Genomic DNA, 20,905 nt, shown 5'->3' with positions numbered 1-20,905 from the left:
CATTCTGATAATGGTTCGCGCGAATGAGGTTTCGGCGGGATGGGGGCGTTCCAGTGAGTGGCAGCGGCGCAGGCGACACGGAGGCCGGCAAGCGCCCCAACGGGCAGTTGGGTTCATGGTTCGTGCGCAGCGGCTGGTCCAAGGGCGAGCTGGCGCGCCAGGTGAACCGGCGGGCGCGCCAGATGGGCGCCCACCACATCAGCACCGACACCTCCCGGGTGCGGCGCTGGCTCGACGGTGAGCAGCCGCGGGAGCCGATTCCGCGCATCCTCTCGGAACTGTTCTCCGAGCGCTTCGGCGCCGTCGTCGCGGTCGAGGAGCTCGGGCTGCGCACCGCGCACCAGTCACCCTCGGTGTCCGGCGTCGACCTGCCCTGGGCGGGCCCCCAGACCGTCGCCCTGCTCAGTGAGTTCTCCCGCAGCGACCTGATGCTCGCCCGCCGAGGCTTCCTCGGCAGCTCGCTCGCGCTGGCCGCGGGCCCCGCGCTCATCGAGCCCATGCAGCGCTGGCTGGTGCCCGTCCCCGCCCCGGGCCCGGACGAACCGGAATCCCCGGCCGCCGCCCGCCGCCCCTCCCGGCTCTCCCCGCCCGAGCTGGACCTGCTGGAATCGACCACCGCGATGTTCCGGCAGTGGGACGCCCAGTGCGGCGGCGGACTGCGCCGCAAGGCCGTGGTCGGACAGCTCCACGAGGTCACCGACCTCCTCCAGGAGCCCCAGCCCGGCCCCACCGCCCAGCGGCTCTTCCGCTGCGCCGCCGAACTGGCCGAGCTCGCGGGCTGGATGAGCTACGACGTAGGCCTCCAGCCCACCGCCCAGAAGTACTTCGTGCTCGCCCTGCACGCCGCCAAGGAGGCCGGGGACAAGCCGCTCGGCAGCTACATCCTGTCCAGCATGAGCCGCCAGATGATCCACCTGGGCCGCCCCGACGACGCCCTGGAGCTGATCCACCTCGCGCAGTACGGCAGCCGTGACTGCGCCACCTCCCGTACGCAGGCCATGCTGTATGCGATGGAGGCCCGCGCCTACGCCAACATGGGGCAGCCCAGCAAGTGCAAGCGGGCCGTCCGGATGGCCGAGGACACCTTCCTGGACGCCGGACTCGACGGCGAGCCCGAGCCCGACTGGATCCGCTTCTTCTCCGAGGCCGAGCTCAACGGGGAGAACGCCCACTCCTACCGTGACCTGGCCTATGTCGCGGGCCGCAGCCCCACCTACGCCTCCCTCGCCGAGCCCGTCATGGAGAAGGCCGTCGAGCTGTTCGGCGAGGACGACGAGCACCAGCGCTCCTACGCGCTCAACCTCATCGGCATGGCCACCGTCCATCTCCTCCAGCGCGAGCCCGAGGAGTCCACCGTGCTCGCCACCCGCGCCCTGAAGATCGCCAAGAAGGTCCGCTCCGAACGGGTGAACACCCGTCTGCGCAAGACCGTCGACACCGCTGCCAGGGACTTCGGCGATGTCGCCGACGTCGCCCGGCTCACCGAGCTGCTCCATGAACAGTTGCCGGAGACCGCCGAAGCGGTCTGACCGGTACCACCGGCCCCGGCCGCGGCGCCCCTTCCGAACAGCCCGACCCGGCTCCCCCATCGCCTGGTCACCCGGAGGGACGCCGTGGCCGGTTCTGTACTCCGCGGCTCCTGGGCGTTTCAACCGCACCGTATGCGGCGTGCGCCGCATGCTGGGGCCTGTCGTGCGAAAGACCCCAAGGGCTGTCCTCAGGCAGGGCACCGGACACGCCACCCCGGATTCATTCGGCCGTAACACGCGCCCCCTCTTCGTCACGCTCGCGAAACATCGTGCGGCATCCCCGGAAACGGCGTTCGGTCAATCTCATGGCGCACGGAGGGTGTCCGGCGGACACCTCCTGACCGGCCCGCACCCTTTCCCAGTGGTCCCGCAGCCTCCCCCGCACGCCGCGGCCGCTCCGACGACGAGGAGACGCCGATGCCCCCAGGCATCACGACGCTTGCCGCAGACGCCCCCGAGCTGTCTGCCGCCAACACCGGGTTCATGCTCATCTGCTCGGCCCTGGTGATGCTCATGACCCCCGGCCTGGCCTTCTTCTACGGAGGCATGGTCCGCGTCAAGAGCACCCTCAACATGCTGATGATGAGCTTCATCAGCCTCGGGATCGTCACGATCCTGTGGGTGCTCTACGGATTCAGCCTCGCCTTCGGCTCCGACATCGGCTCGGTCGTCGGCTGGAGTTCCGACTACGTGGGCCTCGGCGACATCGGCGTCAACGAGCTCTGGGACGGCACCACCATCCCGGTGTACGTCTTCGCCGTCTTCCAGCTGATGTTCGCCGTGCTCACCCCGGCCCTGATCAGCGGTGCGCTGGCCGACCGGGTGAAGTTCACGGCCTGGGCGGTGTTCATCGTCCTGTGGGTCAGCCTCGTCTACTTCCCCGTCGCCCACTGGGTCTGGGGCTCGGGCGGCTGGCTCTTCGAGATGGGCGTCATCGACTTCGCCGGCGGTACGGCGGTCCACATCAACGCGGGCGCCGCGGCCCTCGGCGTGATCTTCGTCATCGGCAAGCGCGTCGGCTTCAAGAAGGACCCGATGCGGCCGCACAGCCTGCCGCTCGTCATGCTCGGCGCGGCCCTCCTGTGGTTCGGCTGGTTCGGCTTCAACGCCGGTTCCTGGCTCGGCAACGACGACGGCGTCGGCGCGGTCATGTTCCTCAACACCCAGGTCGCCACCGCCGCCGCCGTCCTCGGCTGGCTCATCTACGAGAAGCTGCGCCACGGCTCCTTCACCACCCTCGGCGCCGCCTCCGGCGCGGTCTCCGGCCTCGTCGCCATCACCCCCGCGGGTGGTGCCGTCAGCCCGCTCGGTGCCATCGCGATCGGTGCCATCGCCGGTGTCCTGTGCGCCATGGCGGTCGGCCTGAAGTACAAGTTCGGCTACGACGACTCCCTGGACGTCGTCGGCGTCCACCTCGTCGGCGGCATCATCGGCTCCGTCCTGGTCGGCTTCTTCGCCACCGGCGGTGTCCAGTCCGACGCCAAGGGCCTCTTCTACGGCGGCGGTGTCGAACAGCTCGGCAAGCAGGTCATCGGCGTCGTCGCGGTCCTCGCGTACTCTCTGGTCGTCTCCGGCCTCATCGCCCTGCTGCTCCACAAGACCATCGGGATGCGGGTCTCCGAGGACGACGAGATCTCCGGCATCGACCAGGTCGAGCACGCCGAGACGGCGTACGACTTCAGCGGAGCGGGCGGCGGCACGGTCTCCCGCACCACCGCCCCCGCGGCGGACCCGACGGCAGCACCGAAGGCAAAGAAGGTGGACGCATGAAGCTCATCACCGCGGTCGTGAAGCCCCACCGGCTGGACGAGATCAAGGAGGCCCTCCAGGCCTTCGGCGTCCAGGGCCTCACCGTCACCGAAGCCAGCGGCTACGGGCGTCAGCGCGGCCACACCGAGGTCTACCGGGGCGCCGAGTACACCGTGGACCTGGTCCCCAAGATCCGCATCGAGGTCCTTGTCGAGGACGAGGACGCCGAACAGCTCATCGAGGTCGTCGTCAAGGCCGCCCGCACCGGCAAGATCGGAGACGGCAAGGTCTGGAGCGTCCCGGTCGAGACTGCCGTCCGCGTGCGGACCGGCGAACGCGGCCCGGACGCCCTCTGACCGACGGCCCGCAAACGGAAGGCAGCCGGGTGACGAGTACCGAAGTGACCACCGAAACCGAAGGCTCGGGACCCAGCGGCTACGCGGCGGCCCGGCTGCGCCTCCTCCAGCAGGAGGCGCAGTCCGGGCCGCCGCGCCGTGCGGCCCTCGCCCGCCTCACCGACGACTGGCTCACCGGGCTGTTCACCGCGGCCGCCGAACGCGCCGGAGTCCGGGGCGCCGCGCTCGTCGCCGTGGGCGGCTACGGCCGCGGCGAGCTCTCCCCGCGCAGCGACCTCGACCTGCTCCTCCTGCACGACGGCAGCGCCGACGCGGCGGCCGTCGCCGCCCTCGCGGACTCCGTCTGGTACCCGGTCTGGGACCTGGGCCTCGCCCTCGACCACTCCGTACGCACCCCCGGCGAGGCCAGGAAGACGGCCGGAGAAGACCTCAAGGTCCAGCTCGGCCTGCTGGACGCCCGCCCGGTCGCGGGCGACCTCGGCCTCGTCGCCGCCCTGCGCACCGCGATCCTCGCCGACTGGCGCAACCAGGCCCCCAAGCGCCTCCCTGCCCTCCACGAGCTCTGCCAGGCACGCGCGGAGCGGGCGGGCGAGCTCCAGTTCCTCCTGGAGCCCGACCTCAAGGAGGCCCGCGGCGGCCTCCGCGACGCCACCGCCCTGCGCGCGGTCGCCGCCTCCTGGGTCGCGGACGCCCCGCGCGAAGGGCTCGACCAGGCCCGCCGCATCCTCCTGGACGCCCGTGACGCCCTCCACCTCACCACCGGGCGCGCCACCGACCGCCTCGCCCTCCAGGAACAGGACCAGGTTGCCGGGGCACTCGGCCTGCTCGACGCCGACACCCTGCTGCGCCAGGTCTACGAGGCCGCGCGGACGGTCTCGTACGCCACCGACGTCACCTGGCGCGAGGTCAACCGGGTCCTGCGCGCCCGCTCGGTCCGTCCCAGGCTCCGTGCCATGCTCAGCGGAGGCCTCGGCTCCAAGGCCTCCCCCGAGCGAGCCCCGCTGGCCGACGGCGTCGTCGAGGCCGACGGCGAGGTGGCCCTCGCCCGCGCCGCCCGCCCCGACCGCGACCCGGTCCTCGCCCTGCGCGCCGCGGCGGCGGCCGCCGAGGCCGGTCTGCCGCTCTCCCGCCATCTCGTACGCCACCTGGCGACCACCGCCCAGCCGCTGCCGGTGCCCTGGCCCGCCGAGGCCCGCGAAGAGCTCGTCACGCTGCTCGGCGCGGGGGAGGCCACCGTCGCCGTCTGGGAGGCGCTCGAAGCGGAAGGGATCATCACCCGGCTGCTGCCCGACTGGGAACGCGTCCACTGCCGCCCCCAGCGCAACCCCGTGCACACCTGGACCGTCGACCGGCACCTGGTGGAGACCGCCGTCCGCGCCGCCTCCCTCACCCGCCGGGTCCACCGCCCCGACCTCCTGCTGGTCGCCGCCCTCCTCCACGACATCGGCAAGGGCTGGCCCGGGGACCACTCGGTGGCCGGGGAGGTCATCGCCCGGGACATGGCCACCCGCATCGGCTTCGACAAGCACGACGTGGGCGTCATCGCCACCCTCGTACGCCACCACCTGCTGCTCGTCGAGACCGCCACCCGGCGCGACCTCGACGACCCCGCCACCGTGCGGTCCGTCGCCGCCGCCGTCTCCGACGCCTCCACCCTGGAGCTGCTGCACGCCCTCACCGAGGCCGACGCGCTCGCCACCGGGCCCGCCGCCTGGTCCACCTGGCGTGCCTCCCTCGTCACCGGCCTCGTCGAACGCGTCGCGGCCGTCCTGGCGGGCGAGTTCCCCGAGGAGCCGGAGGAACCCGCGCCCAGCGCCGAGCACGAACGCCTCGCCGTCGAGGCCCTGCGCACCGGCGAACCCGTCCTCGCCCTGCACACCCAGCCCGAGGAGCCCGCCGGGGACGGCGAGGTGGAACCGGTCGGCGTCGAACTCCTCATCGCCCTGCCCGACCGCCCCGGCGTGCTGCCCGCCGCCGCCGGAGTCCTCGCCCTGCACCGGCTCACCGTGCGCGCCGCCGACCTGCGGGCGGTGGAGCTCCCCAACGAGCTGGGCGAATCGGCGGACCTGCTGCTGCTCAGCTGGCGGGTCGCGGCCGAGTACGGGTCCCTCCCGCAGGCCGCCCGGCTCCGCGCCGACCTCGTACGCGCCCTGGACGGCTCCCTGGACATCCGGGCCCGGATCGCGGAGCGGGAGGCCGCCTACCCGCGCAGGCGTGGTGTGAAAGCCCCGCCGCCCCGGGTGACCGTCGCCGCCGCGGGCTCCCGCCGTGCCACCGTCATCGAGGTCCGCGCCCAGGACGCCCCGGGGCTGCTGCACCGGATCGGCAACGCCCTGGAGGGGAGCGCGGTACGGGTGCGCAGCGCGCATGTCTCCACCCTCGGCGCCAACGCCGTGGACGCCTTCTACGTCACCGGCACCGACGGCGAACCACTGCCTCCGGTCCGGGCCGCCGAGGTGGCCCGGGAGGTCGAGAAGGCCCTCGGCTGACCCGCCCGGCACCCGCTGTCCGCCTTCGTATCCGGGCGAGGGCTTGGTGTTCTCCGGGGGACGGATACCCTGGAGGGCGATTGACCTGCCCCGCCCCCGACCCTGAGGACCGACGAGCGCCGTGTTCGATACTCTCTCCGACCGCCTTAGCGCGACTTTCAAGAACCTCAGGGGCAAGGGCCGCTTGTCCGAGGCGGACATCGACGCCACGGCCCGCGAGATCCGTATCGCCCTGCTGGAAGCCGATGTCGCCCTGCCCGTGGTGCGGGCCTTCATCGGCAAGGTGAAGGAGCGGGCGCGCGGCGCCGAGGTCTCCCAGGCGCTGAACCCCGCCCAGCAGGTCGTCAAGATCGTCAACGAGGAGCTCGTCGCCATCCTCGGCGGCGAGACCCGGCGGCTGCGGTTCGCCAAGACCGCGCCCACCGTGATCATGCTCGCCGGTCTCCAGGGTGCCGGTAAGACGACACTGGCCGGAAAGCTCGGCCTCTGGCTCAAGGGCCAGGGCCACTCCCCGCTGCTCGTCGCCTGTGACCTCCAGCGCCCCAACGCCGTCAACCAGCTGAGTGTCGTCGCCGAGCGCGCCGGGGTCGCGGTCTACGCCCCCGAGCCGGGCAACGGTGTCGGCGACCCGGTCCAGGTCGCCAAGGACTCCATCGAGTTCGCCCGGGCCAAGGTCCACGACATCGTGATCGTCGACACCGCCGGCCGCCTCGGTATCGACCAGGAGCTGATGCAGCAGGCCGCGGACATCCGCGACGCCGTCAGCCCCGACGAGATCCTTTTCGTCGTCGACGCGATGATCGGTCAGGACGCGGTCAACACCGCGGAAGCCTTTCGCGACGGTGTCGGCTTCGACGGAGTGGTGCTCTCCAAGCTCGACGGCGACGCCCGCGGTGGTGCGGCCCTGTCGATCGCCCACGTCACGGGCAAGCAGGTCATGTTCGCGTCGAACGGCGAGAAGCTGGAGGACTTCGACGCGTTCCACCCGGACCGGATGGCCTCCCGCATCCTCGACATGGGTGACCTGCTCACCCTGATCGAGCAGGCCGAGAAGACGTTCAGCCAGGAAGAGGCCGCCAAAATGGCCTCCAAGCTGTCGTCGAGCAAGGGCAAGGACTTCACGCTCGACGACTTCCTGGCCCAGATGGAGCAGGTCCGCAAGATGGGCTCCATCTCCAAGCTGCTCGGGATGCTGCCCGGCATGGGGCAGATCAAGGACCAGATCAACAACATCGACGAGCGCGACATCGACCGCACCGCCGCGATCATCAAGTCGATGACGCCCAAGGAGCGCGCCGAGCCGACGATCATCAACGGCTCGCGCCGGGCCCGTATCGCCAAGGGTTCGGGTGTCGAGGTCTCCGCGGTCAAGGGCCTGGTGGAGCGCTTCTTCGAGGCCCGCAAGATGATGTCGAAGATGGCCCAGGGCGGCGGTATGCCCGGGATGCCGGGTATGCCCGGCATGGGCGGCGGCCCCGGCCGTCAGAAGAAGCAGGTCAAGCAGGCCAAGGGCAAGCGCAAGAGCGGCAACCCGATGAAGCGCAAGGCCGAGGAGGCCGCCGCCGCGGAGCGCCGCGAGCAGGCGTCCGCCCAGGGCGGCGCGTTCGGCCTGCCCGCCCAGGACAGCAAGAACTTCGAACTGCCGGACGAGTTCAAGAAGTTCATGTAGGACGAGGCACGGCATGGGTAAGGGGCGCCCCTGAGAGGGGGCGCCCCTTACCCATGTCCTGAAGCCGTGCGCCCTGAAGCCTCATATGCCCCGAGGAAGCCCGCTCAGGTCACGCAGACCAGATAGCGGAACACGTTCGGCATCCACACCGTGCCGTCCGGCCGCAGGTACGGATGCAGGGCCTCCGCGACCTCCTTCTCCACCTGTGAGCGGTCCGTGGCGCGTACAGCGGCGTCGAAGAGACCGGTCGACAGCAGCCCGCGCACCGCGCTGCCCACGTCCGCGTAACCGAACGGGCAGGACACCCGCCCCGAACCGTCCGGCTTCAGCCCGGCCCGGGACGCCACGTCCTCCAGATCGTCCCGAAGGGTGGGCCGCCAGCCGCCCGCCGCCTTACGCGGCGGGCGCGCGGACTCCGCCATCCGGGCGGCCACCCGCAGCACCGCCGCCGTGGCACACCGCTCCGGCGGACCCCAGCCCGTCAGCACCACCGTCGCCCCCCGGGCGGCCAGCGGCACGGCCGACTCCAGCGCGGGCACCAGCCCCTCGGAGTCGCCCGCGGCACAGCCGATCGGCTCGAAGACCGTGATCAGGTTGTACGGAGCCCCGTCCGCACCGGATGCCGCGGCTCCACCGTCCTCCAGCAGCCGGGCCCGACGGCGCGCCGGTTGCGCGGAGTGCGCGGGCGCGTCGTCCCAGCCCGCGCCGGGCAGCAGCCGGGCGCGGGCCAGGGCCAGACGCTCCCGGTCGGAGTCCACACCTGTGACGTGCGCCCCCCGGGCCGCAGCGACGAGCATCGCGAGGCCGGAGCCGCAGCCGAGCGACAGCATCCGGGTGGCTGCCCCGACTTCCAGCCGGTCGTACACCGCCTCGTACAGCGGTGCCAGCATGCGCTCCTGGATCTCGGCCCAGTCACGTGCGCGGGTACCGGCGTCCGCCGGCGCGGACGCATCCGCGTCCCGGTGGTGCCGGACGAGCGTTGGTGTCATGGAAAGCGCCCCAATCCGCCAAGAGGTCGATCGTGCCCGAATGGACGGCCCCCGCGTGCGTATGTCCGCACCCTCCGTATGCCAGAGAACTGCGCATCCGCCGTTCCGTCCAGGGGTCGTGGAGCAATGTCTGCGTGCTCCGGCCGTGCGCCCCGCCCCCACGTCCGCTCTCCGAACAGTCTGACCCGACACCCCGCCCCGGGCACGTCGAGCCGCGCGGAAGGTAGTCTCACGGGGCGGATCCGTAAGGGCCGACGCGCGCCGGCACACCGCACAACCGCTGCGCCGGGCGTACGGACGCTACGCACCACCTTGGTGTGAGCTGTGTGTCTTCTCCGCAGTTCTGCGCACGCGCCCTCGTCCGGACGCATCAAGGGCAACTGACTGGTACGTGCAAATTATTTGGGATGCCCCGGAATAGGAACACCGGAGCACTCGGGCTCGTTATCACGACGTGAGCACGACACCACCTGTACTTGCCGCAGAGCTGGCACAGGCGTGGGCCGACATTCAGCGGCACCACCCCGAGCTGCCCGATCTTGCCGCGCCCGAGTCCCTGATCGGAGAGTCCTCGTCCGCCTGTGGCGCCGAGCTCTCCTTCGAACGACTGCTCCACGAGGCAGTCCACGGCATCGCCGCCGCGAGAGGAGTCCGTGACACCTCCCGCGCCGGCCGCTACCACAACAGACGCTTCCTCGCGATCGCCGAGGAGTTGGGCCTCGATCATGCCGAGGAACCCCACCCCAGCAGCGGATTCTCGCTGGTCACGCTGAATCCGGAAGCCAAGCGCCGGTATCGCCCGACCACCGAACGGCTCCAGCGCGCCCTCAAGGCGCACACGGTCGCCACCGCCGCCGACACCAAGCGCTCCTTCCGCGGACCTGCCGCCCGGCACGGTTCCTCCGGGGGCGGTGTGCGGGTCAAGGCCGTCTGCGACTGCGGACGCAACGTCCGGGTCGTCCCGTCGGTCCTGGCGCAGGCGCCGATCGTCTGCGGTGGCTGCGGAAAGCCGTTCCGGATCCCGGAAGCGGCGGTCGCGGTGGGGTGAGCCTTTGTGGTGTGGCACAATGGCTAGCTGTACTCGACAGTCGCACAGGACCCCTCTCTCCTCCGGCTGACGCGTCCATCGGGCACCCGAGTACCGCAACCCCACGTGGCATCTTCGTTGTGCCCAACCACGTCATAGACCAGGAGACACCACTTCCGTGGCAGTCAAGATCAAGCTGAAGCGTCTGGGCAAGATCCGTTCGCCTCACTACCGCATCGTCGTCGCCGACTCCCGTACCCGCCGTGACGGCCGGGCCATCGAGGAGATCGGCCTGTACCACCCGGTGCAGAACCCCTCGCGCATCGAGGTCAACTCGGAGCGCGCGCAGTACTGGCTGTCCGTCGGCGCCCAGCCGACCGAGCCGGTCCTCGCGATCCTGAAGCTCACCGGTGACTGGCAGGCCCACAAGGGTCTCCCGGCCCCCGCGCCGCTGCTTCAGCCGGAGCCCAAGGCTGACAAGCGCGCACTGTTCGAGGCGCTGTCCGCGGACGGCGACGAGGCCAAGGGTGAGGCCATCACCCCCAAGGCCAAGAAGTCCGACAAGAAGGCGGACGAGGCGGCTGACGCTGCTGCGTCCACCGAGTCGACCGAGGCCTGAGCATGCTCGAGGAGGCTCTCGAGCACCTCGTGAAGGGCATCGTCGACAACCCCGACGACGTGCAGGTGGCCTCGCGCACCCTGCGCCGCGGGCGCGTGCTGGAGGTTCGGGTTCACCCCGAGGACCTCGGCAAGGTGATCGGCCGCAACGGCCGCACCGCTCGCGCCCTGCGTACGGTCGTGGGTGCCATCGGCGGCCGTGGGATCCGCGTCGACCTCGTCGATGTGGACCAGGTTCGCTGAGAGAAGTTGAACACCGGCCAGGGCCGGGGAGGGCCTTCGGGCCGTCCCCGGCCTTTGTCGTCGGCCACCCGGGGCGCCGAGGCGTCCGTCCCCACCAATCGGAGAACAGCGTGCAGTTGGTAGTCGCGCGGATCGGCCGCGCCCACGGCATCAAGGGCGAGGTCACCGTCGAGGTACGAACGGACGAGCCGGAACTGCGGCTCGGGCCCGGTGCCGTCCTGGCCACCGAACCGGCGGCGACGGGTCCGCTGACGGTCGAGTCCGGCCGGGTCCACAGCGGCAGGCTGCTGCTGCGCTTCGAGGGCGTGCGCGACCGCACCGCCGCCGAGGCCCTGCGCAACACCCTGCTGATCGCCGAGGTGGACCCGGAAGAACTTCCCGAGGACGAGGACGAGTTCTACGACCACCAGCTGATCGACCTCGACGTGGTGCTCGCCGACGGCACGGAGATCGGCCGGATCACCGAGATCTCCCACCTGCCCTCGCAGGACCTCTTCATCGTGGAGCGCCCCGACGGCAGCGAGGTGATGATCCCCTTCGTGGAGGAGATCGTCGCCGAGATCGACCTGGAGGAGCAGCGCGCGGTCATCACCCCGCCGCCCGGCCTGATCGACGCGAGCGAGGCCGTGGTGGCCTCCTCCCGCGACGATGAGGAGGCCCCCGGGGACGCGGGCGAGGCGTCGAAGGGCGACGCCTGATGCGGCTCGACGTCGTCACGATCTTCCCGGAGTACCTGGACCCGCTGAACGTCTCCCTCGTCGGCAAGGCCCGCGCCCGTGGCGTACTGGACGTCCATGTGCACGACCTGCGGGAGTGGACGTACGACCGGCACAACACGGTCGACGACACCCCCTACGGCGGCGGCCCCGGCATGGTCATGAAGACCGAGCCCTGGGGCGAGGCGCTGGACCAGACCCTCGCCGACGGCTACGAGTCCGGGGCGCACGCCCCGGTGCTCGTCGTGCCCACGCCCAGCGGCCGCCCGTTCACGCAGGAGCTGGCCGTCGAGCTCTCCGCGCAGCCCTGGCTGGTCTTCACCCCGGCCCGCTACGAGGGCATCGACCGCCGTGTGATCGACGAGTACGCCACCCGGCTGCGGGTCGTCGAGGTCTCCATCGGGGACTACGTGCTGGCGGGCGGGGAAGCGGCCGTCCTGGTGATCACGGAGGCCGTCGCCCGGCTGCTGCCCGGTGTCCTCGGCAATGCCGAGTCCCACCAGGACGACTCCTTCGCCCCGGGCGCGATGGCGAACCTCCTGGAGGGGCCCGTCTACACCAAGCCGCCCGAGTGGCGCGGCCGGTCCATCCCGGACGTCCTGCTCAGCGGCCACCACGGGAAGATCGCGCGCTGGCGCCGTGACCAGGCCTTCGCCCGCACCGCACTGAACCGGCCGGACCTGATCGAGCGGTGCGAGGCGAGCGCCTTCGACAAGAAGGACCGCGAGATCCTGTCCATCCTGGGCTTCGCGCCGGAGCCCGGCGGCCGATTTTGGCGCAGGCCCTCCGCCGTGGAAGAATAGGCCGCTGCTGTCCGTCCGGTGTGCGCCCCTGCCACAGGGGGAAAGACGCCCGCCCGACGTGATCAGCACCCCGAACTCTTCAACGACCTTCCCGTCGATGACCTGTGGCATCGGCGAAGAAAGCAGAAACCATGGCTTCCCTGCTCGATGGCGTCAACGCCGCCTCCCTCCGTACGGACGTCCCGGCGTTCCGCCCCGGTGACACCGTCAACGTCCACGTGCGCGTGATCGAGGGCAACCGCTCCCGTATCCAGCAGTTCAAGGGTGTTGTCATCCGCCGCCAGGGCTCGGGCGTCAGCGAGACCTTCACGGTCCGCAAGGTCTCCTTCAGCGTCGGCGTCGAGCGCACCTTCCCGGTGCACAGCCCGATCTTCGAGAAGATCGAGCTCGTCACCCGCGGTGACGTCCGCCGCGCCAAGCTGTACTTCCTCCGTGAGCTCCGCGGCAAGGCCGCGAAGATCAAGGAGAAGCGCGACAACTGAGCTGAGTCCCGCGTCCACAGGGCGGCCGGATAAGCTTCGGCCGCGATGGACACGCAAGCACAGCACTCGAAGCGCGATCGCTCCCCGGAACCCGATGCGGGTCCCGGGGAGCGGTCGCGCTTCTCGCGTACCCGGGACCGGATCGTCTCCGCGGTCTCCTGGCGGCGGGTGCTCGCCGGGGCGGTCGCGGGCGCCCTCGCCCTGCTGTTGTTCAGCGCCTACGTGGTCCAGCCCTTCCTGATCCCCAGCGGCTCGATGGAGCCCACGCTCCAGGTCGGAGACCGGGTCCTCGTCAACAAGCTGGCGTACCGCTTCGGTGCCGAACCCCGGCGTGGCGACGTGGTGGTGTTCGACGGGACCGGCTCCTTCGTGCGGGAGGACCTCGACGCGAACCCGGTGGCCGGGCTGCTGCGCGGTGCGGCGGCGTCCCTGGGCCTCGCGGAGCCCGCCGACACCGACTTCGTGAAGCGGGTGGTGGGCGTGGGCGGTGACCGTGTCGTCTGCTGCGACGCGCGGGGGAGGGTCCGGGTGAACGACGTGGCCGTGGACGAGCCGTACCTGTATCCCGGTGACACCGCGTCCCGGGTGCCGTTCGACATCGTCGTGCCCACGGGGACCCTGTGGATGATGGGCGACCACCGCAGCCGCTCCAGCGACTCCCGGGACCACCTCGGATCGCCCGGCGGAGGGATGGTCCCCGTCGAGCGTGTCATCGGCCGGGTGGACTGGCTGGGCTGGCCGCCGGCCCGGATCGGCCCGCTGGAGGGGACCGGCGCCTTCGGGGGCGTACGGACGCCCGGCGGGGCGCATGGGTAACCGCGGGCGCCCGCGCGGCGCTCATGACCCCGACGCGTCCCTGCCGACCGGCAGCAGGCCCACCGGACCGCGCTCGCTGCCCAACCGGGCGGAGCGCCGCAGGCTCGCCAGGAAGGTCCGGCGCAAGCGCCGCAGGTCCGCGGTGAAGGAGATACCCGTCCTCGTCGTCGTGGCGCTGCTCATCGCGCTCGTCCTGAAGACCTTCCTGGTCCAGGCGTTCGTCATCCCGTCCGGGTCGATGGAGCAGACCATCCGGATCGGCGACCGGGTGCTGGTGGACAAACTGACCCCGTGGTTCGGATCGAAGCCGCAGCGCGGTGACGTCGTGGTGTTCAAGGACCCCGGCGGCTGGCTCCAGCAGGAGAACTCCGGGCAGCAGAAGGACCCGCCGGTAGGGGTGAAACAGGCGACCGAGCTGCTGACGTTCATCGGGCTGCTGCCGTCCGACGACGAGCAGGACCTGATCAAGCGGGTCATCGCGGTCGGCGGCGACACCGTGAAGTGCTGCGGCGAGGACGGCCGGGTCACCGTCAACGGCGTACCGCTGGCGGAGACGTATCTCCACCCCGACGACCGCCCGTCTGCCATCCGGTTCGAGGTGAAGGTCCCCCCGGGGCGGCTCTTCGTCATGGGCGACCACCGGTCCGACTCCGCCGACTCCCGCTTCCACCTCGACGAGCCCGACCGGGGCACGGTCTCCGAGGAGGAGGTCGTGGGACGGGCCGTCGTGATCGCCTGGCCCTTCGGGCACTGGAGCACGCTCGAACAACGCGATGCCTTCAGCGCGGTCCCGGACGCGCGCGGCTCCGGGGCGGCTGTGTCGGCCCCGTCGAATAGTGTGGCACCTCCGGATCGATACGGAATGGTCCGGCTCCCGACCCCTGCGGAACTCCCGCTCGTTATGGGAGTGGTGGGCCTGCACCGGATCGGGCGCGGGCAGTGGCACGTATTGAGGAGTGGATGTGGGGGATTTGGCGGTCGGCGCACGATCCGGACACGACGAACCCGAGGACCGGCCGGGGCGCGACGAGTCCCCCTCGGCAGGAGGGGCGGACGGCCCGACGGGTGATTCCGGCCCGGCGGACAGCGGCGGTGCCGCACCCAAGAAGCACCGTTCCTTCTGGGTCGAGCTGCCGCTGCTGGTCGGTATCGCCCTGGTTCTGGCGCTGCTGATCAAGACGTTCCTGGTCCAGGCGTTCTCGATCCCCTCGGACTCGATGCAGAACACCCTGCAGCGGGGCGACCGGGTGCTGGTCGACAAGCTGACCCCCTGGTTCGGCTCCGAGCCGGAGCGCGGCGAGGTCGTGGTCTTCCACGACCCGGGCGGCTGGCTGGAGGACACCGAGACCCCGGACCCCAACGTGGCGCAGAAGTTCCTGAGCTTCATCGGCCTGATGCCGTCCGCCGAGGAGCAGGACCTGATCAAGCGGGTCATCGCGGTCGGCGGAGACACCGTGGAGTGCAAGGAGAACGGGCCGGTCACGGTCAACGGCAAGGCGCTCGACGAGAAGTCGTTCATCTTCCCGGGCAACACCCCGTGCAACGACAGGCCCTTCGGCCCGATCAAGGTGGAGGAAGGCCGGATCTTCGTCATGGGCGACCACCGGCAGAACTCCCTGGACTCCCGCTACCACCAGGAGCTCCCGGGCCAGGGCACCGTCTCCAACGACGAGGTCGTCGGCCGCGCCGTGGTCATCGCCTGGCCCCTGGGCCGCTGGGCGACCCTGCCCATCCCGGACACCTTCGACCAGCCCGGTCTGAACGCGGCCGCCGCGATGGCCCCGGCGGCACTGGGCGTAGCCGGCGCGGTGCCCCTCGTGTTGTGGCGGCGCAGGAGGCTGACCGCCGGGCGTACCGCCGGGTAGGGTGCCGACTCGGATCAGCGATTGCCGATCTCCGACGGGGGAGCGCTGGGATGAGTGGTACAGGACGCGACAACGACGGCCGCGGCCGGGTCGGCACCATGGTGTCGGGCTTGGCGGTGGCCGTCGGCTGTGTGCTCTTCCTCGGCGGTTTCGTCTGGGCCGCGGTGGTCTACCAGCCCTATACGGTGCCGACCGCCTCGATGTCCCCCACGGTCAAGCCCGGCGACCGGGTGCTCGCCGAGCGGATAGAGGGCGCCGACGTCCGGCGCGGTGACGTGGTGGTCTTCACCGACGAGGTCTGGGGGGCCGCCCCCATGGTGAAGCGCGTCGTCGGCGTCGGCGGCGACAAGGTGGTCTGCTGCGACGAGGAGGGGCGGCTCACCGTCAACGGCACCCCCGTCGACGAGCCGTATCTCAGCCGGGGCCCGGCCGCCCCGGGCAAGCAGGCGCCCGCCTCGCCCCAGGACTTCACCGCCGAAGTGCCCCGGGGCCAGATCTTTCTGCTGGGCGACGAGCGGGCCACCTCCCTGGATTCCCGGGTCCACCTGGAGGACGCGGGTCAGGGTTCGGTGCCGCTGAGCGCCGTACAGGCCCGGGTGGACGCGGTGGCCTGGCCGATGAACGGCATGATCGGCCGCCCGGCGTCCTTCGCGGCGCTGCCCGGCGGGGTCTCCGCCGAGGGCCCGCTGCCGCTCCAGCTGGGCGCGACCGCGGTCGGTGCCGCGCTGATCCTTGGCGGAGCGGTGTACGGGCCGGTGGCCGCCCGTCTCGCCCGCCGCAGGCCGCCCGCCGGAGGGGCCCGGTGACCTCCGAGGCACGCAAGGTCGCCCGGGTGGTCCTCCTGGACCCCGACGACCGCGTACTGCTGCTCCACGGGCACGAGCCGGACGACCCGGCCGACACCTGGTGGTTCACCCCGGGCGGCGGTCTGGAGGGCGACGAGACCCGGGAGCAGGCGGCCCGCCGCGAGCTGGCCGAGGAGACCGGCATCACGGACATCGAGCTGGGCCCGCTGATCTGGACCCGGACCTGCTCCTTCCCGTTCGCCGGACGGCGGTGGGACCAGGACGAGTGGTACTACCTGGCCCGTACGGTGCAGACCGCCACGGCCCCGCAGGGCCTCACGGACCTGGAGCTTCGCAGCGTCGCCGGTCTGAGGTGGTGGACCTCCGCCGAACTGCTCGCGACGCGTGAGACGGTGTACCCGACCAGACTCGCCGAGCTGCTGCTCACGCTCCTCGACGAGGGTCCTCCACGTGATCCGTTGGTTCTGGCCCCCGAAATCGTCTAATCGTCCAGGGGCGTCCGAGGCTGACGCACAATGGGGGAACGCACGGCTGAAGGGGAAACTTGCCATGAGCGCCGAGGACCTCGAAAAGTACGAGACCGAGATGGAGCTGAAGCTCTACCGGGAGTACCGCGATGTCGTCGGTCTGTTCAAATATGTGATCGAGACCGAACGGCGCTTCTACCTCACCAACGACTACGAGATGCAGGTGCACTCCGTCCAGGGTGAGGTTTTCTTCGAGGTGTCCATGGCGGACGCCTGGGTCTGGGACATGTACCGGCCCGCGAGATTCGTCAAGCAGGTCCGCGTGCTGACCTTCAAGGACGTCAATATCGAAGAGCTCAACAAGAGCGATCTGGAACTTCCGGGAGGCTGACCCCGCGCGGCCCGCAGTCAGGGGCCGCCGGTACGTGCGAGACGTGGGACGAAGACCCGGTCACCCGTGTGGGTGACCGGGTTTTCCACATCCGCAGGGTTGTCCACCAAGATCCACATTTTCCGGCGGGCCGGGTCAGAGTCGGTGCCGGAGGTGGTGCCGATATGAACGCACGGGGGGCACTCGGGCGGTACGGCGAGGATCTGGCGGCACGGCTGCTGACCGGAGCCGGGATGACCGTGGTGGAGCGCAACTGGCGCTGTCGCGCCGGAGAGATCGACATCGTGGCCAGGGACGGAGACGCTCTGGTCTTCTGCGAGGTGAAAACCCGCAGGTCGGGGGCTTTTGAACATCCCATGGCGGCGGTCGGCCCGGAGAAGGCGGACCGGCTGCGGCGGCTCGCCGAGATCTGGCTCGACCGGCACGGCGGGGCCCCGCCCGGCGGGGTGCGCATCGATCTGGTCGGGGTGATCGTGCCCCGGCGCGGCGCCCCGGTCACCGAGCACGCGCGGGGGGTCTCCTGATGGGCTTCGCACGAGCGTGTTCCGTGGCGCTGGTCGGCGTCGAGGGAGTGGTGGTCGAGGTCCAGGCCGACCTGGAGCCCGGGGTCGCGGCGTTCACCCTGGTGGGACTGCCGGACAAGAGCCTGGTGGAAAGCCGGGACCGGGTGCGGGCCGCCGTGGTCAATGCAGGCGCCGAGTGGCCGCAGAAGAAGCTCACGGTCGGACTCTCCCCGGCCTCGGTCCCCAAGAGCGGCTCGGGCTTCGACCTCGCCGTCGCCTGTGCGGTGCTCGGCGCGGCGGAACGGATCGACCCCGCCTCCATCGCCGATGTGGTGATGATCGGCGAGCTGGGCCTGGACGGCCGGGTGCGCCCCGTACGCGGTGTGCTCCCCGCCGTCCTCGCGGCAGCGGAGGCGGGTTACGAACAGGTCGTCGTCCCCGAGCAGACGGCCGGGGAGGCGGCGCTGGTTCCGGGGGTCTCGGTCCTCGGCGTCCGGAGCCTGCGCCAGCTCATCGCCGTCCTCTGCGACGAACCGGTCCCCGAGGAGCCCGTGGCCGACCAGGGACGCCCCGACGCCATGCTCGCCGGTCTCATGATCCCCGGCACCGGCCTCGGTACGGGGCTCGCCCCGGCCGCCATGAGGGGCGAGGGACACCGGCCGGACCTGGCGGACGTCGCGGGCCAGCCCCGCCCCCGTCAGGCCCTGGAGGTGGCGGCGGCCGGAGGACACCATCTGCTGCTCTCGGGCCCGCCCGGCGCGGGCAAGACCATGCTGGCCGAACGGCTGTCGGCGGTCCTGCCGCCGTTGACCCGGCAGGAATCCCTCGAAGTGACGGCGGTCCACTCCGTGGCGGGCATCCTCCCCCCGGGTGAACCGCTCGTCTCCCGGGCGCCCTACTGCGCCCCGCACCACTCGGCGACCATGCAGTCCCTGGTGGGCGGGGGCAACGGGATGCCGAGGCCCGGAGCGGTCTCGCTGGCCCACCGAGGCGTGCTGTTCCTCGACGAGGCTCCCGAGTTCCCGGGCAAGGCCCTGGACGCACTGCGCCAGCCCCTGGAGTCGGGCCATGTGGTGGTCGCGCGGGCGGCCGGGGTGGTGCGGCTGCCCGCCAGGTTCCTGATGGTCCTGGCGGCGAACCCCTGCCCCTGCGGCCGCCACACGCTGACCGGCGCGGGCTGCGAGTGCCCGCCCTCCGTGGTCCGCCGCTACCAGGCACGCCTCTCCGGGCCGCTGCTGGACCGGGTGGACCTACGGGTCGAGGTGGAGCCGGTCGACCGCGCCGACCTCCTCGGGCAGGGCGGCCGGGGCGAATCGACGGCCGTGGTCGCCGCCCGGGTGCGGGCGGCGAGGACGCGCGCGGCCGAGCGGCTGGCCGGCACCCCGTGGACCACGAACAGCGAGGTCCCCGGCCATGAGCTGAGGACCCGGCTGCTGGCGGCCCCGGGGGCGCTGGCGGCGGCGGAACGGGACCTGGAGTGCGGCATCCTCACGGCCCGGGGCCTGGACCGGGTGCTGAGGGTCGCCTGGACGGTGGCGGACCTGCGGGGCGCCGACCGCCCGGACGCCTCCGACGTGGCGGTGGCCCTGGAGCTGCGGACGGGCATCCAGCGCGGGGTACCGATGGGGGCGGGTGAGCGGTGAGCGGGCTGACGGGGGAGCGCCGGGATACGGGCGGGGACGGGGAAGGCGGGATGCCTGGCCGACGGGAGGAGGAACGGGCGCGGGAGTACGCGCCGCAGCCCGACAGGGGAGAGGTCCGGGAAGGGGCTGGGACCCGGGACGGGGAGTGCGACAGGGAGTCGTATCGGGATCGGGAACCTGATCGGAGCGGGGCGCGGGCGCGGGGGCCCGACCGCGAAGGAGGACGAGTGCGGGATCGGGAGCCCAACCGGGAAGCCCATGGGGGCCGGGAGCCCGACAGGCAAGCGTATGGGGACCGGGAGCCTCACAGGGTTGGCGCTGGGGCGGGAGAGCCGGAGCCGGAGCCTGATCTGGAGCGGGTGGCGCGGGCTGCGTTGACGCGGGTGCTGGAGCCGGGGGACGAGCGTGCCGGGCGGTGGCTCCGGGAGACCGGCCCCGTCGAGCTGATGCGTCGGCTCAGCGTCGAGGACGGTTCCGCCGAGAGGCTTCCCGGGATGACCGCTCTGCGGCTCGGCGGCTACCGGCTGCGCGCGGCCGCGGCCGAGCCGGAGCGGGACCTGGCGGCGGTGGCCGCGGTGGGCGGACGCTTCGTCTGCCCGGGGGACCGGGAGTGGCCGAGCCAGCTCGACGACCTGGGCGACGCCCGGCCCGTCGGGCTCTGGGTGCGAGGGCGGCCGGACCTGCGGCTGTGGTCCCTGCGGTCGGTCGCGGTGGTCGGTGCGCGGGCCTGCACCCCGTACGGGGCCCGCATGGCGGCGACCCTCGGCTCCGGGCTGGCGGAGCGGGGCTGGGTCGTGGTGTCGGGCGCGGCGTTCGGCGTGGACGGAGCGGCGCACCGCGGGGCGCTGGCCGCGGGCGGGGCGACGACGGCGGTGCTGGCCTGCGGTGTTGACGTGCCCTACCCGCGCGGGCACGCCGAGTTGCTCGGGCGGCTGGCCCAACAGGGGCTCATCGTCGCCGAGTTGCCGCCGTCCGCCCACCCCACCCGCAGCAGGTTCATCTTGCGCAACCGCGTCATCGCCGCCTTGACGAGGGGGACGGTCGTGGTCGAGGCGGAGTACCGCAGCGGCTCGCTGGTCACCGCCCGCCAGGCGCAGCGGCTCGGCCGCTTCGCGATGGGAGTGCCCGGCCCGGCCACCAGCGGACTGTCGGCCGGGGTCCACGAGTTGCTGCGCGGGGAGGGCGTGCTCGTGACCGACGCGGCCGAAGTGGTCGAACTGGTGGGTGACATCGGCGATCTCGCGCCGTGCAGGCGTGGCCCGGTCCTGCCCCGGGACCGGCTGGACGCGGTCGCCGCGCGGGTCCTCGACGCCCTTCCGTACCACGGCGTCACCCACCCCCGTGACCTCGCCCGCAGCGCGGGGACCTCCGCCGACGAAACGCTCGGGCGACTGTACGAACTGCACTCACTGGGGTTCGTCGAACGCGAGGGCGACGGCTGGCGATTGACGAACCCGTCGGCACGCAACGACGACGCGCGGCGAGGCGGTACTTGACCTGGAGCATTCGGGTGAAAAGGTAAGGTCGACGACCTTGCACGATCGATCGGTGACCTGCTCAGGGCCGGTGCCCATGGCGACTGCGCCGCCCCCGGGCAGGCGCGGACAGCGTGAACGGCAGAACGCAATCACGCGGCATGGAACTGTCGTCCTGCGCGGACTGCGACGCCGCAGTCACGCTACGCTCACAAGGATTCCGCCCCAGACAAAAGTCCCCCAGCACTTCACGGCAGAACGGCTCAAGG

General features: G+C 71.7%; 21 protein-coding genes. 20 read left to right on the top strand and 1 reads right to left on the bottom strand.

All coding sequences use genetic code 11. The annotated features are described in order from the left end of the window. Positions 1–53 precede the first annotated feature (53 nt). The 5 genes from nsdA to ffh all read left to right on the top strand — a co-directional run bounded on the left by nsdA (position 54) and on the right by ffh (position 7,792). Complete coding sequence (gene nsdA / locus ACZ5WC_RS21990) at positions 54–1,529, top strand: transcriptional repressor NsdA (RefSeq protein WP_468542386.1); 1,476 nt, start codon at positions 54–56, stop codon at positions 1,527–1,529. 417 nt (positions 1,530–1,946) lie between these two features. Beyond that, the gene (locus ACZ5WC_RS21985; protein ID WP_468542385.1) at positions 1,947–3,299 is read left to right on the top strand and encodes an ammonium transporter; all 1,353 of its coding nucleotides are present in this window, start codon (positions 1,947–1,949) and stop codon (positions 3,297–3,299) included. Next, complete coding sequence (locus ACZ5WC_RS21980; RefSeq protein ID WP_003965965.1) at positions 3,296–3,634, top strand: P-II family nitrogen regulator; 339 nt, start codon at positions 3,296–3,298, stop codon at positions 3,632–3,634. The genes ACZ5WC_RS21985 and ACZ5WC_RS21980 overlap by 4 nt, the downstream gene beginning before the upstream one ends. A 29-nt stretch (positions 3,635–3,663) precedes the next feature. Next, positions 3,664–6,123, top strand: coding sequence for a [protein-PII] uridylyltransferase (locus ACZ5WC_RS21975; RefSeq protein ID WP_468542384.1), 2,460 nt, complete (start codon positions 3,664–3,666; stop codon positions 6,121–6,123). Positions 6,124–6,244: 121 nt separating this feature from the next. Further along, complete coding sequence (ffh, locus tag ACZ5WC_RS21970; protein WP_468542383.1) at positions 6,245–7,792, top strand: signal recognition particle protein; 1,548 nt, start codon at positions 6,245–6,247, stop codon at positions 7,790–7,792. Positions 7,793–7,896: 104 nt separating this feature from the next. On the opposite strand, the gene ACZ5WC_RS21965 is transcribed toward ffh, so the two are convergent. Next, positions 7,897–8,781, bottom strand: coding sequence for a methyltransferase domain-containing protein (locus ACZ5WC_RS21965; RefSeq protein ID WP_468542382.1), 885 nt, complete (start codon positions 8,779–8,781; stop codon positions 7,897–7,899). Between the two features lie 454 nt (positions 8,782–9,235). Here ACZ5WC_RS21965 and ACZ5WC_RS21960 point away from each other — a divergent pair, with 454 nt between their 5' ends. The 15 genes from ACZ5WC_RS21960 (at position 9,236) to dprA (ending at position 20,657) form a co-directional block, all read left to right on the top strand. Next, positions 9,236–9,829 (top strand): hypothetical protein, encoded by a 594-nt coding sequence (locus tag ACZ5WC_RS21960; protein WP_096626346.1) that lies wholly within the window; start codon positions 9,236–9,238, stop codon positions 9,827–9,829. A gap of 157 nt (positions 9,830–9,986) precedes the next feature. Then, a complete protein-coding gene (gene rpsP, locus ACZ5WC_RS21955; protein ID WP_018488710.1) occupies positions 9,987–10,427 on the top strand; it encodes a 30S ribosomal protein S16 in 441 nt (146 codons plus the stop codon). Between the two features lie 2 nt (positions 10,428–10,429). Beyond that, a complete protein-coding gene (locus ACZ5WC_RS21950; protein ID WP_066978740.1) occupies positions 10,430–10,669 on the top strand; it encodes an RNA-binding protein in 240 nt (79 codons plus the stop codon). A gap of 110 nt (positions 10,670–10,779) precedes the next feature. Then, the gene (rimM, locus tag ACZ5WC_RS21945) at positions 10,780–11,367 is read left to right on the top strand and encodes a ribosome maturation factor RimM (RefSeq protein WP_468542381.1); all 588 of its coding nucleotides are present in this window, start codon (positions 10,780–10,782) and stop codon (positions 11,365–11,367) included. Next, on the top strand, positions 11,367–12,188 hold the full coding sequence (gene trmD, locus ACZ5WC_RS21940; protein ID WP_468542380.1) for a tRNA (guanosine(37)-N1)-methyltransferase TrmD: 822 nt from the start codon (positions 11,367–11,369) through the stop codon (positions 12,186–12,188). Before rimM ends, trmD begins: the two co-directional genes overlap by 1 nt. 131 nt (positions 12,189–12,319) lie before the next feature. Continuing rightward, positions 12,320–12,670 (top strand): 50S ribosomal protein L19, encoded by a 351-nt coding sequence (gene rplS, locus ACZ5WC_RS21935; RefSeq protein ID WP_096626352.1) that lies wholly within the window; start codon positions 12,320–12,322, stop codon positions 12,668–12,670. Between the two features lie 45 nt (positions 12,671–12,715). Then, positions 12,716–13,486, top strand: a complete 771-nt coding sequence (gene lepB / locus ACZ5WC_RS21930) for a signal peptidase I (RefSeq protein ID WP_468542379.1) — start codon at positions 12,716–12,718, stop codon at positions 13,484–13,486. Next, positions 13,479–14,555 (top strand): signal peptidase I, encoded by a 1,077-nt coding sequence (gene lepB / locus ACZ5WC_RS21925; protein ID WP_468542378.1) that lies wholly within the window; start codon positions 13,479–13,481, stop codon positions 14,553–14,555. Before lepB (ACZ5WC_RS21930) ends, lepB (ACZ5WC_RS21925) begins: the two co-directional genes overlap by 8 nt. After that, positions 14,458–15,351 (top strand): signal peptidase I, encoded by an 894-nt coding sequence (lepB, locus tag ACZ5WC_RS21920; RefSeq protein WP_468542514.1) that lies wholly within the window; start codon positions 14,458–14,460, stop codon positions 15,349–15,351. The genes lepB (ACZ5WC_RS21925) and lepB (ACZ5WC_RS21920) overlap by 98 nt, the downstream gene beginning before the upstream one ends. Positions 15,352–15,401: 50 nt before the next feature. After that, positions 15,402–16,157 (top strand): signal peptidase I, encoded by a 756-nt coding sequence (lepB, locus tag ACZ5WC_RS21915; RefSeq protein WP_468542377.1) that lies wholly within the window; start codon positions 15,402–15,404, stop codon positions 16,155–16,157. Beyond that, positions 16,154–16,642: an NUDIX hydrolase gene (locus ACZ5WC_RS21910; protein WP_468542376.1), complete on the top strand. Its 489-nt coding sequence runs from the start codon at positions 16,154–16,156 to the stop codon at positions 16,640–16,642. Before lepB (ACZ5WC_RS21915) ends, ACZ5WC_RS21910 begins: the two co-directional genes overlap by 4 nt. Positions 16,643–16,706: 64 nt before the next feature. After that, entirely contained in the window at positions 16,707–17,015 is a 309-nt protein-coding gene (locus ACZ5WC_RS21905; protein ID WP_003965949.1) for a DUF2469 domain-containing protein, read from the top strand. A 164-nt stretch (positions 17,016–17,179) separates the two neighbouring features. Then, entirely contained in the window at positions 17,180–17,539 is a 360-nt protein-coding gene (locus ACZ5WC_RS21900; protein WP_468542375.1) for a YraN family protein, read from the top strand. After that, the gene (locus ACZ5WC_RS21895) at positions 17,539–19,161 is read left to right on the top strand and encodes a YifB family Mg chelatase-like AAA ATPase (protein ID WP_468542374.1); all 1,623 of its coding nucleotides are present in this window, start codon (positions 17,539–17,541) and stop codon (positions 19,159–19,161) included. The genes ACZ5WC_RS21900 and ACZ5WC_RS21895 overlap by 1 nt, the downstream gene beginning before the upstream one ends. 383 nt (positions 19,162–19,544) lie before the next feature. Then, a complete protein-coding gene (gene dprA, locus ACZ5WC_RS21890) occupies positions 19,545–20,657 on the top strand; it encodes a DNA-processing protein DprA (RefSeq protein WP_468542373.1) in 1,113 nt (370 codons plus the stop codon). The last annotated feature ends 248 nt before the right edge of the window (positions 20,658–20,905 follow it).

The sequence above is a fragment of the Streptomyces sp. NPDC033165 genome, from assembly GCF_055577965.1.
The sequence above is the reverse complement of the archived record's forward strand: the minus strand, read 5'-3'. Positions and strand labels throughout refer to the sequence as shown.

What these genes read in the sequence shown, in the direction of transcription:
- rplS (WP_096626352.1), top strand. Translation starts at nt 12,320, where the DNA reads ATGGCTTCCCTGCTCGATGGCGTCAACGCCGCCTCCCTCCGTACGGAC.
- ACZ5WC_RS21950 (WP_066978740.1), top strand. Translation starts at nt 10,430, where the DNA reads ATGCTCGAGGAGGCTCTCGAGCACCTCGTGAAGGGCATCGTCGACAAC.
- ACZ5WC_RS21895 (WP_468542374.1), top strand. Translation starts at nt 17,539, where the DNA reads ATGGGCTTCGCACGAGCGTGTTCCGTGGCGCTGGTCGGCGTCGAGGGA.
- ACZ5WC_RS21900 (WP_468542375.1), top strand. Translation starts at nt 17,180, where the DNA reads ATGAACGCACGGGGGGCACTCGGGCGGTACGGCGAGGATCTGGCGGCA.
- trmD (WP_468542380.1), top strand. Translation starts at nt 11,367, where the DNA reads ATGCGGCTCGACGTCGTCACGATCTTCCCGGAGTACCTGGACCCGCTG.
- ACZ5WC_RS21965 (WP_468542382.1), bottom strand. Translation starts at nt 8,781, where the DNA reads ATGACACCAACGCTCGTCCGGCACCACCGGGACGCGGATGCGTCCGCG.
- lepB (WP_468542377.1), top strand. Translation starts at nt 15,402, where the DNA reads ATGAGTGGTACAGGACGCGACAACGACGGCCGCGGCCGGGTCGGCACC.
- ACZ5WC_RS21985 (WP_468542385.1), top strand. Translation starts at nt 1,947, where the DNA reads ATGCCCCCAGGCATCACGACGCTTGCCGCAGACGCCCCCGAGCTGTCT.
- ACZ5WC_RS21980 (WP_003965965.1), top strand. Translation starts at nt 3,296, where the DNA reads ATGAAGCTCATCACCGCGGTCGTGAAGCCCCACCGGCTGGACGAGATC.
- lepB (WP_468542379.1), top strand. Translation starts at nt 12,716, where the DNA reads ATGGACACGCAAGCACAGCACTCGAAGCGCGATCGCTCCCCGGAACCC.
- lepB (WP_468542378.1), top strand. Translation starts at nt 13,479, where the DNA reads ATGGGTAACCGCGGGCGCCCGCGCGGCGCTCATGACCCCGACGCGTCC.
- ACZ5WC_RS21905 (WP_003965949.1), top strand. Translation starts at nt 16,707, where the DNA reads ATGAGCGCCGAGGACCTCGAAAAGTACGAGACCGAGATGGAGCTGAAG.